The 16,587-nt window shown below is 56.3% G+C and carries 13 protein-coding genes and 1 tRNA gene; all 14 read left to right on the top strand.

Annotation, left to right across the window (positions count from 1 at the left end; genetic code table 11):
* The coding region (locus BLP82_RS29065; RefSeq protein ID WP_092176805.1) for an EF-Tu C-terminal domain-related protein at positions 1-477 on the top strand (477 nt) is incomplete at its 5' end.
* Positions 478-530: 53 nt separating this feature from the next.
* A tRNA-Trp gene (locus tag BLP82_RS29060) sits at positions 531-606 on the top strand.
* Positions 607-651: 45 nt separating this feature from the next.
* Complete coding sequence (secE, locus tag BLP82_RS29055) at positions 652-1,020, top strand: preprotein translocase subunit SecE (RefSeq protein WP_003206102.1); 369 nt, start codon at positions 652-654, stop codon at positions 1,018-1,020.
* Between the two features lie 9 nt (positions 1,021-1,029).
* Positions 1,030-1,563, top strand: a complete 534-nt coding sequence (gene nusG / locus BLP82_RS29050; protein ID WP_003186097.1) for a transcription termination/antitermination protein NusG — start codon at positions 1,030-1,032, stop codon at positions 1,561-1,563.
* A 117-nt stretch (positions 1,564-1,680) separates the two neighbouring features.
* Positions 1,681-2,112, top strand: a complete 432-nt coding sequence (gene rplK, locus BLP82_RS29045) for a 50S ribosomal protein L11 (protein ID WP_003176435.1) — start codon at positions 1,681-1,683, stop codon at positions 2,110-2,112.
* Positions 2,112-2,807, top strand: coding sequence for a 50S ribosomal protein L1 (gene rplA, locus BLP82_RS29040; protein WP_003186095.1), 696 nt, complete (start codon positions 2,112-2,114; stop codon positions 2,805-2,807). The genes rplK and rplA overlap by 1 nt, the downstream gene beginning before the upstream one ends.
* 198 nt (positions 2,808-3,005) lie before the next feature.
* Entirely contained in the window at positions 3,006-3,506 is a 501-nt protein-coding gene (gene rplJ / locus BLP82_RS29035; protein WP_003206099.1) for a 50S ribosomal protein L10, read from the top strand.
* A gap of 78 nt (positions 3,507-3,584) precedes the next feature.
* Positions 3,585-3,950 carry a 50S ribosomal protein L7/L12 gene (rplL, locus tag BLP82_RS29030; RefSeq protein ID WP_072412391.1) on the top strand — a complete coding sequence of 122 codons (366 nt, stop codon included), beginning with the start codon at positions 3,585-3,587 and terminating at the stop codon, positions 3,948-3,950.
* Between the two features lie 220 nt (positions 3,951-4,170).
* Positions 4,171-8,244: a DNA-directed RNA polymerase subunit beta gene (gene rpoB / locus BLP82_RS29025; protein ID WP_060740392.1), complete on the top strand. Its 4,074-nt coding sequence runs from the start codon at positions 4,171-4,173 to the stop codon at positions 8,242-8,244.
* A 64-nt stretch (positions 8,245-8,308) separates the two neighbouring features.
* Positions 8,309-12,508: a DNA-directed RNA polymerase subunit beta' gene (rpoC, locus tag BLP82_RS29020; protein ID WP_092176802.1), complete on the top strand. Its 4,200-nt coding sequence runs from the start codon at positions 8,309-8,311 to the stop codon at positions 12,506-12,508.
* Between the two features lie 216 nt (positions 12,509-12,724).
* Positions 12,725-13,096: a 30S ribosomal protein S12 gene (gene rpsL / locus BLP82_RS29015; protein WP_003186084.1), complete on the top strand. Its 372-nt coding sequence runs from the start codon at positions 12,725-12,727 to the stop codon at positions 13,094-13,096.
* A gap of 102 nt (positions 13,097-13,198) precedes the next feature.
* Positions 13,199-13,669: a 30S ribosomal protein S7 gene (gene rpsG / locus BLP82_RS29010; RefSeq protein WP_003186074.1), complete on the top strand. Its 471-nt coding sequence runs from the start codon at positions 13,199-13,201 to the stop codon at positions 13,667-13,669.
* A 30-nt stretch (positions 13,670-13,699) separates the two neighbouring features.
* Positions 13,700-15,805 (top strand): elongation factor G, encoded by a 2,106-nt coding sequence (fusA, locus tag BLP82_RS29005; RefSeq protein ID WP_060740393.1) that lies wholly within the window; start codon positions 13,700-13,702, stop codon positions 15,803-15,805.
* Positions 15,806-15,836: 31 nt separating this feature from the next.
* Positions 15,837-16,587: elongation factor Tu (locus BLP82_RS29000; RefSeq protein WP_139197988.1), on the top strand; the 751-nt coding region annotated here is incomplete at its 3' end.

Genomic DNA, 16,587 nt, shown 5'->3' with positions numbered 1-16,587 from the left:
GTCCGTATCCAGGAAGAAGTTGAGATCGTCGGTCTGCGCGACACTCAGAAAACTACCTGCACCGGCGTTGAAATGTTCCGCAAGCTGCTCGACGAAGGTCGTGCTGGCGAGAACTGCGGCGTACTGCTGCGCGGCACCAAGCGTGATGACGTTGAGCGTGGCCAGGTTCTGGTCAAGCCAGGCACCGTCAAGCCGCACACCAAGTTCACCGCAGAAGTTTACGTTCTGAGCAAGGAAGAAGGCGGTCGTCACACTCCGTTCTTCAAGGGCTACCGTCCACAGTTCTACTTCCGTACAACTGACGTGACTGGTAACTGCGAGCTGCCAGAAGGCGTTGAAATGGTAATGCCAGGTGACAACATTCAGATGACTGTTACCCTGATCAAGACCATCGCGATGGAAGACGGTCTGCGTTTCGCTATCCGTGAAGGCGGTCGTACCGTCGGCGCCGGCGTCGTAGCCAAAGTCATCGAGTAAACAGTTGTAATGTCTTTTTCGGGCCGGCATAATGGTCGGCCTGATTTTGTTTTAGGTCAGTAGCTCAATTGGCAGAGCGACGGTCTCCAAAACCGTAGGTTGGGGGTTCGATTCCCTCCTGACCTGCCAGATTCACTCAGTGTGTCTGGCTTTCTTTTCACAGGATCTTCATAGATGACTCCTAAAGCTGAAGCTCAAGGCTCTCGCTTCGATCTGCTCAAGTGGCTAGTGGTAGTCGCTTTGGTGGTTATTGGCGTTGTTGGCAATCAGTATTATTCTGCTTCGCCGATCCTGTACCGTGTACTTGCATTGCTCGCCATTGCTGCTGTTGCTGCCTTTGTAGGTCTGCAGACGGCCAAGGGCAAGTCTTTCTTTGTACTCGCTAAGGAAGCTCGCACTGAGATTCGTAAAGTCGTATGGCCGACTCGCCAAGAAACCACGCAGACCACGTTGATCGTTGTGGCTGTTGTTCTGGTAATGGCGTTGCTGTTGTGGGGGCTAGATTCCCTGCTCGGCTGGCTTGTTTCCTTGATTGTTGGCTAAGGGTGTCCCGTGGCTAAGCGTTGGTACGTTGTGCATGCTTACTCGGGTTACGAGAAGCATGTCATGCGCTCGCTGGTAGAGCGCGTAAAGCTGGCTGGCATGGAAGATGGCTTTGGCGAGATTCTGGTCCCCACTGAAGAAGTGGTTGAGATGCGTAATGGCCAGAAGCGCAAAAGTGAACGCAAGTTCTTTCCGGGCTACGTGCTGGTACAGATGGATATGAACGAAGGGACTTGGCACTTGGTCAAGGATACCCCTCGGGTGATGGGTTTCATTGGCGGTACTGCCGACAAGCCTGCGCCGATCACGGATAAGGAGGCAGAAGCGATTCTGCGTCGTGTCGCTGATGGTAGCGACAAGCCGAAGCCGAAGACGTTGTTTGAACCGGGTGAGGTTGTACGTGTCACCGACGGTCCATTCGCTGACTTCAATGGCACGGTTGAAGAAGTTAACTACGAAAAGAGCCGGATCCAAGTGGCAGTGCTCATTTTCGGTCGCTCTACTCCGGTAGAGCTTGAGTTCAGTCAGGTCGAAAAGGTCTGATTGAACAGGCATCCCAACCCCGCAGCCCAAGGCTGTGGGGTTTTGTCGTCACTGGGATAAACGCGCAAGTAACCGGGGAGCCTTTCGAGGCGTTCGAACCCGTAATTGGAGTGCCTCATGGCCAAGAAAATTACCGCTTACATCAAGCTGCAAGTGAAGGCCGCTCAGGCTAACCCAAGCCCACCTGTTGGTCCTGCACTGGGTCAGCACGGCGTGAACATCATGGAATTCTGCAAGGCCTTCAACGCCCGTACTCAGGGTCTTGAGCCAGGTCTGCCGACTCCAGTGATCATCACTGTCTACAGCGACCGCAGCTTCACCTTCGAAACAAAAAGCACCCCAGCTTCGGTTCTGCTGAAGAAGGCTGCAGGTTTGACCAGCGGTTCCGCTCGTCCAAACACCGTTAAGGTTGGCACCGTTACCCGTGCTCAGCTGGAAGAAATCGCGAAAACCAAAAACGCGGATCTGACTGCAGCTGATATGGATGCAGCCGTGCGTACTATCGCCGGTTCTGCTCGTAGCATGGGCCTTAACGTGGAGGGTGTGTAATGGCTAAGCTGACCAAGCGTCAAAAGGCTATCGCCGGCAAAATCGAAGCAGGCAAGGCCTACAACTTTGTAGACGCCGCCGCTCTGCTGGCTGAGCTGTCGACTGTCAAGTTCAGCGAGTCGTTCGACGTTGCTGTAAACCTGGGCGTTGACCCACGTAAATCCGACCAGGTCGTTCGTAGCGCTACCGTGCTGCCACACGGCACTGGCAAGACCGTTCGTGTAGCAGTCTTCACCCAGGGCCCAGCAGCTGAAGCTGCTCTGGCTGCTGGTGCTGATCGCGTCGGTATGGACGATCTGGCTGCCGAAATGAAAGGCGGCGACCTGAACTATGACGTAGTGATCGCATCCCCGGATGCCATGCGCGTTGTAGGCCAGTTGGGTCAGATCCTCGGTCCACGTGGTCTGATGCCTAACCCTAAAGTCGGCACCGTAACGCCAGACGTAGCCACCGCGGTTAAGAACGCCAAGGCTGGTCAGGTTCGTTATCGCACCGACAAAAACGGCATCATCCACACTTCCGTTGGCAAGATCGGCTTCGATGCCGTCAAGCTGAAGGAAAACGTTGAAGCCCTGATCGCTGATCTGAAGCGTATCAAGCCGGCTTCTTCGAAAGGCATCTACGTCAAGCGCGTTACCCTGAGCACCACTATGGGCCCAGGTCTGGTCATCGACCAGAGCTCGCTCGACGCGTAAGACTCAGGTTGGCGCGAGCGATCGCGCCAATCAAAAAATTGGGGTCCCTGCCTGGCGGGGGCTGTCCAAGACCGTAGGCGACGCAAGTCTTAAACCACAAGCCTACGCAGATGGTGCTCCCGGTTCCTTACCGAATCAGACACCAAAACGACATTCGGTTTCGACCGAATGAAACGGTAACAAGCAGGAGTTAAACCCGTGGCAATTAAACTCGAAGACAAGAAGGCCATCGTCGCTGAAGTCAACGAGGCTGCCAAAGCTGCTCTGTCCGCTGTCGTGGCTGATGCCCGTGGCGTAACAGTAGGCGCTATGACCGGACTCCGTAAAGAGGCTCGTGAAGCTGGCGTTTACGTACGTGTTGTACGTAACACCCTGCTCAAGCGCGCTGTTGCTGACACTGAATACAGTGTCCTCAACGACGTGTTCACCGGCCCGACCTTGATCGCGTTCTCCACCCAACATCCTGGTGCTGCTGCCCGTTTGTTCAAGGAATTCGCCAAAGGTCAGGACAAGTTCGAGATTAAGGCAGCTGCGTTCGAGGGCAAGTTCCTCGCAGCTAACCAGATCGACGTACTGGCAACTCTGCCGACCCGTGACGAAGCAATTTCCCAGCTGATGAGCGTGATTCAAGGCGCAACCAGCAAATTGGCTCGTACTCTGGCGGCACTGCGCGACCAGAAAGAAGCTGCCGCAGCCTAAGGCTCGACACTCCTTTTCGCGTTTTTTGTTTATTTCGATGGTCGCGTAGGCCGTCCCCCAATCCAGGAATTTAGAGTCATGTCTATCTCTCAAAACGATATCCTCGAAGCCGTTGGCAACATGTCCGTAATGGAAGTTGTTGAGCTGATCAAAGCTTTCGAAGAAAAATTCGGTGTTACCGCTGCTGCTGCTTCCGCTGGTCCAGCTGCTGCTGTTGCCGTTGCTGAAGAGCAAACCGAATTCAACGTCATGCTGACCGAAGCTGGCGAGAAGAAAGTAAACGTGATCAAGGCAGTACGTGAACTGACCGGTCTGGGCCTGAAAGAAGCCAAGGCTGTAGTTGACGGCGCTCCTGCCATGGTTCTGGAAGCTGTTGCCAAAGACGCAGCTGACAAAGCCAAGGCCGCTCTGGAAGAAGCAGGCGCTAAAGTCGAGCTGAAGTAAGCATCGACTTTGCGTCTCCAGCCCGAGCGTTAAGCGACAGGCTGATGGCTGGTGGCTCTTGCCACCGGCCTTTTTCCGTTATTGGCAGCCGACTGGGTCGGTGCCGATAGCGAGCTGTAACCACCCGATGTGGTGGCGCAAACCATGGGGTTTGCACGATTTTCTGGCTGCTCCCGTCGGGAGGGGCCAAACAAGCAGGTGACCAAGCTGGGGAACGCTGATGGCTTACTCATATACTGAGAAAAAACGTATCCGCAAGGACTTTAGCAAGTTGCCGGACGTCATGGATGTGCCGTACCTCCTGGCCATCCAGCTGGATTCGTATCGTGAATTCTTGCAAGCGGGAGCGACTAAAGATCAGTTCCGCGACGTGGGCCTGCATGCGGCCTTCAAATCCGTTTTCCCGATCATCAGCTACTCCGGCAATGCTGCGCTGGAGTACGTCGGTTATCGCCTGGGCGAACCGGCATTTGATGTCAAAGAATGCGTATTGCGCGGTGTTACTTACGCCGTACCTTTGCGGGTAAAAGTGCGCCTGATCATTTTCGACAAAGAATCGTCGAACAAAGCGATCAAGGACATCAAAGAGCAAGAAGTCTACATGGGTGAAATCCCCCTGATGACTGAAAACGGTACCTTCGTAATCAACGGTACCGAGCGTGTAATCGTTTCCCAGCTGCACCGTTCCCCGGGCGTGTTCTTCGACCACGACCGTGGCAAGACGCACAGCTCCGGCAAACTGCTTTACTCCGCGCGCATCATTCCTTACCGCGGTTCGTGGCTGGACTTCGAGTTCGACCCGAAAGACTGCGTATTCGTGCGTATCGACCGTCGCCGCAAGCTGCCTGCATCGGTACTGCTGCGTGCGCTCGGCTATACCACTGAAGAAGTGCTGGACGCGTTCTACACCACCAACGTCTTCCACGTGCAAGGTGAAAACCTCAGCCTGGAACTGGTGCCTCAGCGCCTGCGCGGTGAAATCGCTGTCCTCGATATCCAGGATGACAAAGGCAAGGTTATTGTCGAGCAGGGTCGTCGTATCACCGCTCGCCACATCAACCAGCTGGAAAAAGCCGGGATCAAAGAGCTTCAGGTACCGATCGACTACGTCCTGGGTCGCACCACGGCCAAGGTCATCGTGCATCCGGCCACCGGCGAAATCCTTGCAGAGTGCAATACCGAGCTGACCACCGAGATCCTGGCGAAAATCGCCAAGGCCCAGGTCGTTCGTATCGAAACCCTGTACACCAACGACATCGACTGCGGTCCGTTCATCTCCGACACGCTGAAGATCGACTCCACCGGCAACCAACTGGAAGCCCTGGTCGAAATCTACCGCATGATGCGTCCTGGCGAGCCGCCAACCAAGGATGCGGCCGAGACCCTGTTCAACAACCTGTTCTTCAGCCCTGAGCGCTATGACCTGTCTGCGGTCGGCCGGATGAAGTTCAACCGTCGTATCGGTCGTACCGAGATCGAAGGTTCGGGCGTGCTGAACAAGGATGACATCGTTGCGGTCCTCAAGACCCTGGTCGACATCCGTAACGGCAAAGGCATCGTCGATGACATCGACCACCTGGGTAACCGTCGTGTTCGCTGTGTAGGCGAGATGGCCGAGAACCAGTTCCGTGTTGGCCTGGTGCGCGTAGAGCGCGCGGTCAAGGAACGTCTGTCGATGGCTGAAAGCGAAGGCTTGATGCCGCAAGACCTGATCAACGCTAAGCCTGTGGCTGCGGCGGTGAAGGAGTTCTTCGGTTCGAGCCAACTGTCCCAGTTCATGGACCAGAACAACCCGCTGTCCGAGATCACCCACAAGCGTCGTGTCTCCGCACTCGGCCCAGGCGGTCTGACCCGTGAGCGTGCAGGCTTCGAAGTTCGTGACGTACACCCGACTCACTACGGTCGTGTCTGCCCGATCGAAACGCCGGAAGGTCCGAACATCGGTCTGATCAACTCCCTGGCTGCCTATGCGCGCACCAACCAGTACGGCTTCCTCGAGAGCCCGTACCGCGTGGTGAAAGACGCCCTGGTTACCGACGAGATCGTGTTCCTGTCCGCCATCGAAGAAGCCGATCACGTGATCGCCCAGGCTTCGGCCACGATGAACGACAAGAAGGTCCTGGTCGACGAGCTGGTAGCTGTTCGTCACCTGAACGAGTTCACCGTCAAGGCGCCGGAAGACGTCACCTTGATGGACGTATCGCCGAAGCAGGTAGTGTCGGTTGCAGCGTCGCTGATCCCGTTCCTCGAGCACGACGACGCCAACCGTGCGTTGATGGGTTCGAACATGCAGCGTCAAGCTGTACCAACGCTGCGTGCCGACAAGCCGCTGGTTGGTACCGGCATGGAGCGTAACGTTGCCCGTGACTCCGGCGTTTGCGTCGTGGCTCGTCGTGGTGGCGTGATCGATTCCGTCGACGCCAGCCGTATCGTGGTTCGTGTTGCCGATGACGAAGTTGAAACCGGCGAAGCCGGTGTCGACATCTACAACTTGACCAAATACACCCGCTCCAACCAGAACACCTGCATCAACCAGCGTCCGCTGGTAAGCAAGGGGGATCGGGTTCAGCGCAGCGACATCATGGCCGATGGTCCGTCCACCGATATGGGTGAACTGGCGTTGGGTCAGAACATGCGCATCGCGTTCATGGCATGGAACGGCTTCAACTTCGAAGACTCCATCTGTCTGTCCGAGCGTGTGGTTCAGGAAGACCGCTTCACCACGATCCACATTCAGGAACTGACCTGTGTGGCCCGTGACACCAAGCTTGGCCCAGAGGAAATCACTGCGGACATCCCGAACGTGGGTGAAGCTGCACTGAACAAGCTGGACGAAGCCGGTATCGTTTATGTAGGTGCTGAAGTAGGCGCAGGCGACATCCTGGTGGGCAAGGTCACTCCGAAAGGCGAGACCCAGCTGACTCCGGAAGAAAAACTGCTGCGTGCCATCTTCGGTGAAAAAGCCAGCGACGTTAAAGACACTTCCCTGCGCGTGCCTACTGGCACCAAAGGTACCGTCATCGACGTACAGGTCTTCACTCGCGACGGCGTTGAGCGTGATGCTCGTGCACTGTCCATCGAGAAGACTCAACTCGACGAGATCCGCAAGGACCTGAACGAAGAGTTCCGTATCGTCGAAGGCGCAACTTTCGAGCGTCTGCGTTCCGCCCTGGTCGGCCACAAAGCCGAAGGTGGTGCCGGCCTGAAGAAAGGTCAGGAAATCACCGACGAAGTCCTCGACGGTCTTGAGCATGGCCAGTGGTTCAAACTGCGCATGGCTGAAGATGCTCTGAACGAGCAGCTCGAGAAGGCCCAGGCCTATATCGTTGATCGCCGCCGTCTGCTGGACGACAAGTTCGAAGACAAGAAGCGCAAACTGCAGCAAGGCGATGACCTGGCTCCAGGCGTGCTGAAAATCGTCAAGGTTTACCTGGCAATCCGTCGTCGCATCCAGCCCGGCGACAAGATGGCCGGTCGTCACGGTAACAAGGGTGTGGTCTCCGTGATCATGCCGGTTGAAGACATGCCGCACGATGCCAATGGCACCCCGGTCGATGTGGTCCTCAACCCGTTGGGCGTACCTTCGCGTATGAACGTTGGTCAGATCCTTGAAACCCACTTGGGCCTCGCGGCCAAGGGCTTGGGCGAGAAGATCAACCGGATGATCGAAGAGCAGCGCAAGGTCGCGGACCTGCGTAAGTTCCTGCACGAGATCTACAACGAGATCGGCGGACGCAACGAAGAGCTGGACACTTTCTCCGACCAGGAAATCCTGGATCTGGCGAAGAACCTGCGCGGCGGCGTTCCAATGGCTACTCCGGTGTTCGACGGTGCCAAGGAAAGCGAAATCAAGGCCATGCTGAAACTGGCAGACCTGCCGGAAAGCGGCCAGATGCAGCTGTTCGACGGCCGTACCGGCAACAAGTTCGAGCGCCCGGTTACCGTTGGCTACATGTACATGCTGAAGCTGAACCACTTGGTAGACGACAAGATGCACGCTCGTTCTACCGGTTCTTACAGCCTGGTTACCCAGCAGCCGCTGGGTGGTAAGGCGCAGTTCGGTGGTCAGCGTTTCGGGGAGATGGAGGTCTGGGCACTGGAAGCGTACGGTGCTGCATACACTCTGCAAGAAATGCTCACAGTGAAGTCGGACGATGTGAACGGCCGGACCAAGATGTACAAAAACATCGTGGACGGCGATCACCGTATGGAGCCGGGCATGCCCGAGTCTTTCAACGTGTTGATCAAGGAAATTCGTTCCCTCGGCATCGATATCGATCTGGAAACCGAATAACACGTGACGCGAATCGAGAGCGGGGCTGTTTTGCCCGCTCTCTGCTCCGCCAGGAGGAAAGGCCTTGAAAGACCTACTGAATTTGCTGAAAAACCAGGGTCAAGTCGAAGAGTTCGACGCCATCCGTATTGGATTGGCCTCGCCTGAGATGATCCGTTCGTGGTCGTTCGGTGAAGTTAAAAAGCCGGAAACCATCAACTACCGTACGTTCAAACCTGAGCGTGACGGCCTGTTCTGCGCCAAGATCTTTGGCCCGGTCAAGGATTACGAGTGCCTGTGCGGTAAGTACAAGCGCTTGAAGCACCGTGGTGTGATCTGCGAGAAGTGCGGCGTTGAAGTTGCGCTGGCAAAAGTTCGTCGTGAGCGCATGGCGCACATCGAGCTGGCCTCGCCGGTTGCCCACATCTGGTTCCTGAAATCGCTGCCGTCCCGTATCGGCCTGCTGATGGACATGACCCTGCGTGATATCGAACGCGTTCTCTACTTCGAGAGCTACGTCGTTATCGATCCAGGCATGACCACCCTTGAAAAAGGTCAGTTGCTCAACGATGAGCAGTACTTCGAAGCGCTGGAAGAGTTCGGCGACGATTTCGATGCCCGCATGGGTGCCGAAGCTGTCCGCGAACTGCTGCACGCTATCGACCTGGAGCACGAGATTGGCCGCCTGCGCGAAGAAATTCCGCAAACCAACTCCGAAACCAAGATCAAGAAGCTGTCCAAGCGTCTGAAGTTGATGGAAGCCTTCCAGGGTTCCGGCAACCTGCCAGAGTGGATGGTGCTGACCGTTCTGCCGGTACTGCCGCCAGACCTGCGTCCACTGGTTCCGCTCGATGGCGGTCGTTTCGCGACTTCCGACCTCAACGACTTGTATCGTCGAGTGATCAACCGTAACAACCGCTTGAAGCGCCTGCTTGATCTGTCCGCTCCGGACATCATCGTGCGTAACGAAAAGCGTATGTTGCAGGAAGCTGTCGATGCACTGCTCGACAACGGTCGTCGTGGTCGCGCTATCACCGGTTCCAACAAGCGTCCTCTGAAATCCCTGGCTGACATGATCAAGGGTAAGCAGGGTCGTTTCCGTCAGAACTTGCTCGGTAAGCGTGTTGACTACTCCGGTCGTTCGGTTATTACCGTAGGCCCGACCCTGCGTCTGCACCAGTGCGGTCTGCCTAAGAAAATGGCCTTGGAACTGTTCAAGCCGTTCATTTTCGGCAAGCTGGAAATGCGTGGTCTCGCTACCACCATCAAAGCGGCCAAGAAAATGGTCGAGCGCGAGCTGCCAGAGGTCTGGGACGTTCTCGCCGAAGTGATTCGCGAACACCCAGTATTGCTCAACCGTGCACCGACCCTTCACCGTCTGGGTATCCAGGCGTTTGAACCGGTACTGATCGAAGGTAAGGCTATCCAGCTGCACCCGCTGGTCTGTGCTGCGTACAACGCCGACTTCGACGGCGACCAAATGGCCGTGCACGTGCCGCTGACGCTGGAAGCCCAGCTCGAAGCGCGCGCGTTGATGATGTCGACCAACAACATCCTGTCGCCAGCCAACGGTGAGCCAATCATCGTTCCGTCGCAGGACGTTGTATTGGGTCTGTACTACATGACTCGCGAAGCGATCAACGCCAAGGGCGAAGGTCGTGTGTTCGCGGATCTGCAGGAAGTTGACCGTGTGTTCCGTGCCGGCGAAGCCGCACTGCATGCCAAGGTCAAGGTGCGGATCAACGAAACCGTGAACGACCGTGATGGCGGCAGCGTGACCAACACCCGTATCGTCGACACCACCGTCGGCCGTGCGCTGTTGTTCCAGGTTGTGCCAAAAGGCCTGTCCTTCGATGTCGTCAACCTGCCGATGAAGAAAAAGGCGATCTCCAAGCTGATCAACCAGTGCTACCGCGTGGTTGGTCTGAAAGAGACCGTGATCTTCGCTGACCAGTTGATGTACACCGGTTTTGCCTATTCGACCATTTCCGGCGTTTCCATCGGCGTTAACGACTTCGTTATCCCGGATGAAAAAGCCCGCATCATCGGTGCTGCCACCGAAGAAGTGAAAGAGATCGAAAGCCAGTACGCCTCCGGCCTGGTAACCCAGGGCGAGAAGTACAACAAGGTGATCGACCTCTGGTCCAAGGCGAACGACGAAGTATCCAAGGCGATGATGGCCAACCTCTCGAAAGAGAAGGTCATCGACCGTCATGGCAACGAAGTCGACCAGGAATCGTTCAACTCGATGTACATGATGGCCGACTCGGGCGCACGGGGTTCTGCAGCGCAGATCCGTCAGCTCGCCGGTATGCGTGGCCTGATGGCCAAGCCGGACGGCTCCATCATCGAGACCCCGATTACCGCGAACTTCCGTGAAGGCCTGAGCGTACTCCAGTACTTCATCTCCACTCACGGTGCTCGTAAGGGTCTTGCGGATACCGCGTTGAAAACCGCGAACTCCGGTTACCTGACTCGTCGTCTGGTAGACGTTGCCCAGGATCTGGTCGTGACCGAGATCGATTGCGGCACCGAACATGGCCTGGTCATGACGCCGCACATTGAAGGCGGTGACGTTGTAGAGCCGTTGGGTGAACGCGTATTGGGTCGTGTCATCGCCCGTGACGTATTCAAGCCGGGTACCGAGGACGTGATCGTTCCTGCTGGCACCTTGGTAGACGAGAAGTGGGTCGAGTTCATCGAACTCAACAGCATCGACGAAGTGATCGTACGTTCGCCGATCAGCTGCGAAACCCGCTATGGCATCTGCGCCAAGTGCTACGGTCGCGACCTGGCTCGTGGTCATCAGGTGAACATCGGTGAGTCGGTCGGCGTTATCGCGGCCCAGTCCATCGGTGAGCCGGGTACACAGCTGACGATGCGTACGTTCCACATCGGTGGTGCGGCAAGCCGGACCTCCGCGGCTGACAGCGTCCAGGTGAAGAATGGCGGTACTGTCCGCCTGCACAACCTCAAGCACGTAGAGCGCGTGGACGGTCACCTGGTTGCGGTATCCCGCTCCGGTGAGCTGGCCATCGCTGACGACTTCGGTCGCGAGCGCGAGCGCTACAAGCTGCCGTACGGTGCTGTGATTTCGGTCAAGGAAGGTGACAAGGTCGACGCTGGCGCCATTGTGGCCAAGTGGGACCCGCACACCCACCCGATCGTGACCGAGATGAAAGGTACCGTGACCTACGTGGGCATGGAAGAAGGCATCACGATCAAGCGTCAGACCGACGAATTGACCGGTATGACCAACATTGAAGTGCTCGATCCAAAGGATCGTCCAGCTGCCGGCAAGGATATCCGTCCGGCCGTGAAGATGGTCGACGACAACGGCAAGGATCTGTTGCTGCCAGGCACTGACGTAATCGCTCAGTACTTCCTGCCAGCCAACGCCCTGGTCGGTGTTGCGGACGGTGCGCGGATCGCGATCGGTGATGTTATCGCCCGTATCCCGCAGGAAACTTCGAAAACCCGCGACATCACCGGTGGTCTGCCGCGTGTTGCCGACTTGTTCGAAGCCCGTCGTCCGAAAGAAGCCTCGATTCTGGCTGAAGTCAGCGGCACCATCGCGTTCGGTAAAGAGACCAAGGGCAAGCGCCGCCTGGTCATTACACCGAACGACGGTAGCGATCCGTACGAAGAGCTGATTCCGAAGTGGCGTCACCTGAACGTCTTCGAAGGCGAACAGGTAAACCGCGGCGAAGTTATCTCGGACGGTCCGAGCGATCCACACGATATCCTGCGTCTGCTGGGTGTGAGTGCGCTGGCCAAGTACATCGTGAACGAGATCCAGGACGTTTACCGTCTGCAAGGCGTGAAGATCAACGACAAGCACATCGAGACCATCCTGCGTCAGATGCTGCGTAAGGTCGAGATCGCTGAATCTGGCGACTCGAGTTTCATCAAGGGCGACCAGATGGAACTGACTCACGTACTGGTGGAAAACGAGCGCCTGGCGACCGAAGACAAGTTTGTCTCCAAGTTCACTCGCGTGCTGCTGGGTATCACCAAGGCGTCGTTGTCCACCGAATCGTTCATCTCGGCGGCTTCCTTCCAGGAAACCACCCGTGTACTGACCGAAGCGGCGGTAACCGGCAAGCGCGATTATCTGCGTGGCCTGAAAGAAAACGTGGTCGTGGGTCGTCTGATCCCGGCCGGTACCGGTTTGGCCTATCACAGTGAGCGCAAGCGTCGCCGTGATGCCGACAAGCCGTTGCGCGTAAGCGCCAGTGAAGTGGAAGCTGCACTGACCGAAGCGCTGAACTCGAGTGGTAACTGAGTTCTGCGGTAATTGAGTGCCAGGCCCTGGTCGCCCCGTTCGGCGGATCGAGACAAATTGTCGAGATCCGGCGGGCGGGGAGGTCGGGGCCTTGCCTTGACTGGGGACAAGATCCTCTTTAGACTCTTGATCCCCTAAATTTGGCGGGAATTCGTTCCTGCCATTTTGCTTTTCTTGTAAGACAATAGCGTCGCAAGACAACAGTGGAGCTAGTAGATGGCAACTATCAACCAGCTGGTACGTCAGCCGCGTAAGCGTATCGTCGAGAAATCCGACGTGCCTGCGCTGCAGAACTGCCCGCAACGTCGTGGCGTATGCACCCGTGTGTATACCACCACGCCGAAAAAACCTAACTCGGCACTGCGTAAAGTATGCCGTGTGCGTCTGACCAACGGTTTCGAGGTTTCCTCGTACATTGGCGGTGAAGGCCACAACCTGCAAGAGCACAGCGTGGTCCTGATCCGCGGCGGTCGTGTAAAAGACTTGCCAGGTGTTCGTTACCACACCGTTCGCGGCTCTTTGGATACTTCCGGCGTTAAAGGTCGTAACCAAGGTCGTTCGAAGTACGGTACCAAGCGTCCGAAATAATCGGCCGTTTAGCAGTTTTTAATTTTATTGAGTCGATAAGAGTAAGGTCGGGCACGCATCCGCTGTCCCGGGCTAACCTGAAGACCGTTTGAGGGCTTATCAATGCCAAGACGTCGCGTAGCAGCCAAACGTGAGATTCTGGACGATCCGAAATACGGAAGCCAGATTCTCGCCAAGTTCATGAACCACGTAATGGAAAGCGGCAAGAAAGCCGTTGCCGAGCGTATCGTTTATGGCGCACTGGACAAAGTTAAGGAACGCAAGAACAGCGATCCCCTGGAAATCTTCGAGAAAGCTCTCGACGCCATCGCTCCGCTGGTCGAAGTGAAGTCGCGCCGTGTAGGCGGTGCTACTTACCAGGTTCCGGTCGAAGTTCGTCCGTCCCGTCGTAACGCCCTGGCAATGCGCTGGCTGGTAGACTTCGCCCGCAAGCGCGGCGAGAAGTCCATGGCTCTGCGTTTGGCTGGTGAACTGTTGGACGCTGCTGAAGGTAAAGGTGCTGCAGTTAAGAAGCGTGAAGACGTGCACCGTATGGCTGAAGCCAACAAGGCTTTCTCGCACTACCGCTTCTAATTTTAGCGTCACTCAATTTGCGAGGGCTTTATGGCTCGTACTACACCGATTAACCGCTACCGTAACATCGGTATCGTTGCTCACGTGGATGCTGGTAAAACCACCACCACCGAGCGCGTCCTTTTTTACACCGGCAAGAGTCACAAAATGGGCGAGGTGCATGATGGCGCCGCGACCACAGACTGGATGGTGCAGGAGCAGGAGCGTGGTATTACCATTACTTCTGCTGCTATCACCGCCTTCTGGAAAGGTTCCGAGAAGCAGTACCCGCACGAGCACCGCTTCAACGTTATCGATACCCCGGGCCACGTAGACTTCACCATCGAAGTTGAACGTTCCCTGCGCGTACTCGACGGCGCTGTCGTTGTGTTCTGTGGTACTTCGGGTGTTGAGCCTCAGTCGGAAACCGTATGGCGTCAGGCCAACAAATACGGCGTTCCACGTCTTGTTTATGTAAACAAGATGGACCGTGCTGGTGCCAACTTCCTGCGCGTGATCGCTCAGATCAAGCAGCGCCTGGGTCACACTCCGGTGCCGATCCAGCTGGCTATCGGTTCCGAAGACAACTTCCAGGGTCAGATCGATCTGATCAACATGCAAGCTGTCTACTGGAACGATTCCGACAAGGGCATGGTCCCTGTTCGCAAGGACATTCCTGCCGAACTGTTGGAAGAAGCCGAGCAATGGCGCAGCAACATGGTTGAGGCTGCGGCCGAAGCCAGCGAAGAGCTGATGAACAAGTACCTCGAAGGTGAAGAGCTCACCAACGAGGAAATCAAGGCCGCTCTGCGTCAGCGTACTATCGCTGGTGAGATCGTTCTGGCTGTTTGCGGTTCTTCCTTCAAGAACAAGGGTGTTCCCCTGGTTCTCGACGCCGTTATCGACTTCCTGCCTGCTCCAACCGACATTCCTGCTATCAAGGGTTCCAACCCGGATAACGAGGAAGAGGAAATGGAGCGTCACGCAAGTGACGACGAGCCGTTCGCGGCTTTGGCGTTCAAGATCGCTACCGACCCATTCGTGGGTACCTTGACCTTTGTTCGAGTTTACTCGGGCGTGTTGGCCTCCGGCGACGGCGTGATCAACTCGGTAAAAGGCAAGAAAGAGCGTGTGGGTCGTATGGTGCAGATGCACGCAAACGCCCGTGAAGAAATCAAGGAAGTACGCGCTGGCGACATCGCGGCCTTGATCGGCATGAAGGACGTCACCACCGGTGAAACTTTGTGCAACGCTGACAAGCCAATCATCCTGGTTCGCATGGACTTCCCGGAGCCGGTTATTTCGGTTGCCGTTGAGCCTAAGACCAAGGACGACCAGGAAAAAATGGGTATCGCTCTGGGCAAGCTTGCTCAGGAAGACCCGTCTTTCCGCGTCAAGACCGATGAAGAGACTGGTCAAACGATCATCTCCGGCATGGGTGAGTTGCACCTGGACATCCTGGTTGACCGGATGCGCCGTGAGTTCAACGTCGAAGCCAACATTGGTAAGCCTCAGGTTTCCTATCGTGAGCGCATCACGAAGAGCTGTGAAATCGAAGGCAAGTTCGTTCGCCAATCCGGTGGTCGTGGCCAGTTCGGTCACTGCTGGATCCGTTTTGCACCGGCTGACGAAGGTCAGGAAGGTCTGCAATTCCTGAACGAAGTCGTAGGTGGTGTGGTTCCTAAGGAATACATCCCGGCGATCCAGAAGGGTATCGAAGAGCAGATGAAGAACGGCGTTGTCGCCGGCTATCCGCTGATCGGCCTGAAGGCGACTGTGTTCGATGGTTCTTACCATGACGTCGACTCCAACGAGATGGCGTTTAAGGTGGCTGCCTCCATGGCAACCAAGCAGCTGGCCCAGAAGGGTGGCGGTGAGTTGCTTGAGCCGATCATGGCGGTGGAAGTCGTTACGCCTGAAGACTACATGGGTGATGTCATGGGCGACCTTAACCGTCGTCGTGGCATGATTCTGGGTATGGAAGATACGGTTTCCGGCAAAGTGATTCGTGCCGAGGTGCCGTTGGGCGAGATGTTCGGTTACGCAACCGACGTTCGTTCCATGTCTCAGGGTCGCGCAAGCTACTCTATGGAATTCAAAAAATACAATACAGCTCCGTCGCATATCGTCGAGACTGTTACCAAAAAGCAAGGCTGATTCAGCCCCTTTAAGCTAGGAGTTAATTGTCGTGGCTAAAGAAAAATTTGAACGGAACAAACCGCACGTCAACGTTGGCACCATCGGTCACGTTGACCACGGTAAAACCACGCTGACCGCTGCTCTGACCCGTGTCTGCTCCGAAGTTTTCGGTTCGGCCAAGGTTGACTTCGACAAGATCGACAGCGCCCCGGAAGAGAAAGCTCGTGGTATCACCATCAACACCGCTCACGTTGAATACGATTCGGCCGTGCGTCACTACGCACACGTTGACTGCCCAGGTCACGCCGACTACGTAAAAAACATGATCACCGGTGCTGCCCAGATGGACGGCGCGATCCTGGTTTGCTCGGCCGCTGATGGTCCGATGCCACAAACCCGTGAGCACATCCTGCTGTCCCGTCAGGTAGGCGTTCCGTACATCGTTGTCTTCCTGAACAAGGCTGACATGGTTGACGACGCTGAGCTGCTGGAACTGGTTGAGATGGAAGTGCGCGACCTGCTGAGCACTTACGACTTCCCAGGTGATGACACTCCAATCATCATCGGTTCGGCTCTGATGGCTCTGAACGGCCAAGACGACAACGAAATGGGCACCACTGCTGTCAAGAAGCTGGTGGAAACTCTGGACAGCTACATCCCAGAGCCAGAGCGTGCTATCGACAAGCCGTTCCTGATGCCAATCGAAGACGTATTCTCGATCTCCGGTCGCGGTACTGTTGTGACTGGTCGTGTTGAGCGTGGCATCGTCCGTATCCAGGAGGAAGTTGAGATCGTCGGTC

Source organism: Pseudomonas sp. NFACC37-1, from assembly GCF_900101575.1.
Lineage (GTDB): Bacteria > Pseudomonadota > Gammaproteobacteria > Pseudomonadales > Pseudomonadaceae > Aquipseudomonas > Aquipseudomonas fluorescens_AA.
This window is presented reverse-complemented; position numbering and strand designations above follow the sequence as displayed.

Coding starts and splice junctions, on each gene's coding strand:
- secE (WP_003206102.1), top strand. CDS start 652: ATGACTCCTAAAGCTGAAGCTCAAGGCTCTCGCTTCGATCTGCTCAAG.
- rplK (WP_003176435.1), top strand. CDS start 1,681: ATGGCCAAGAAAATTACCGCTTACATCAAGCTGCAAGTGAAGGCCGCT.
- rplA (WP_003186095.1), top strand. CDS start 2,112: ATGGCTAAGCTGACCAAGCGTCAAAAGGCTATCGCCGGCAAAATCGAA.
- rplL (WP_072412391.1), top strand. CDS start 3,585: ATGTCTATCTCTCAAAACGATATCCTCGAAGCCGTTGGCAACATGTCC.
- rpoB (WP_060740392.1), top strand. CDS start 4,171: ATGGCTTACTCATATACTGAGAAAAAACGTATCCGCAAGGACTTTAGC.
- rpsL (WP_003186084.1), top strand. CDS start 12,725: ATGGCAACTATCAACCAGCTGGTACGTCAGCCGCGTAAGCGTATCGTC.
- rpsG (WP_003186074.1), top strand. CDS start 13,199: ATGCCAAGACGTCGCGTAGCAGCCAAACGTGAGATTCTGGACGATCCG.
- fusA (WP_060740393.1), top strand. CDS start 13,700: ATGGCTCGTACTACACCGATTAACCGCTACCGTAACATCGGTATCGTT.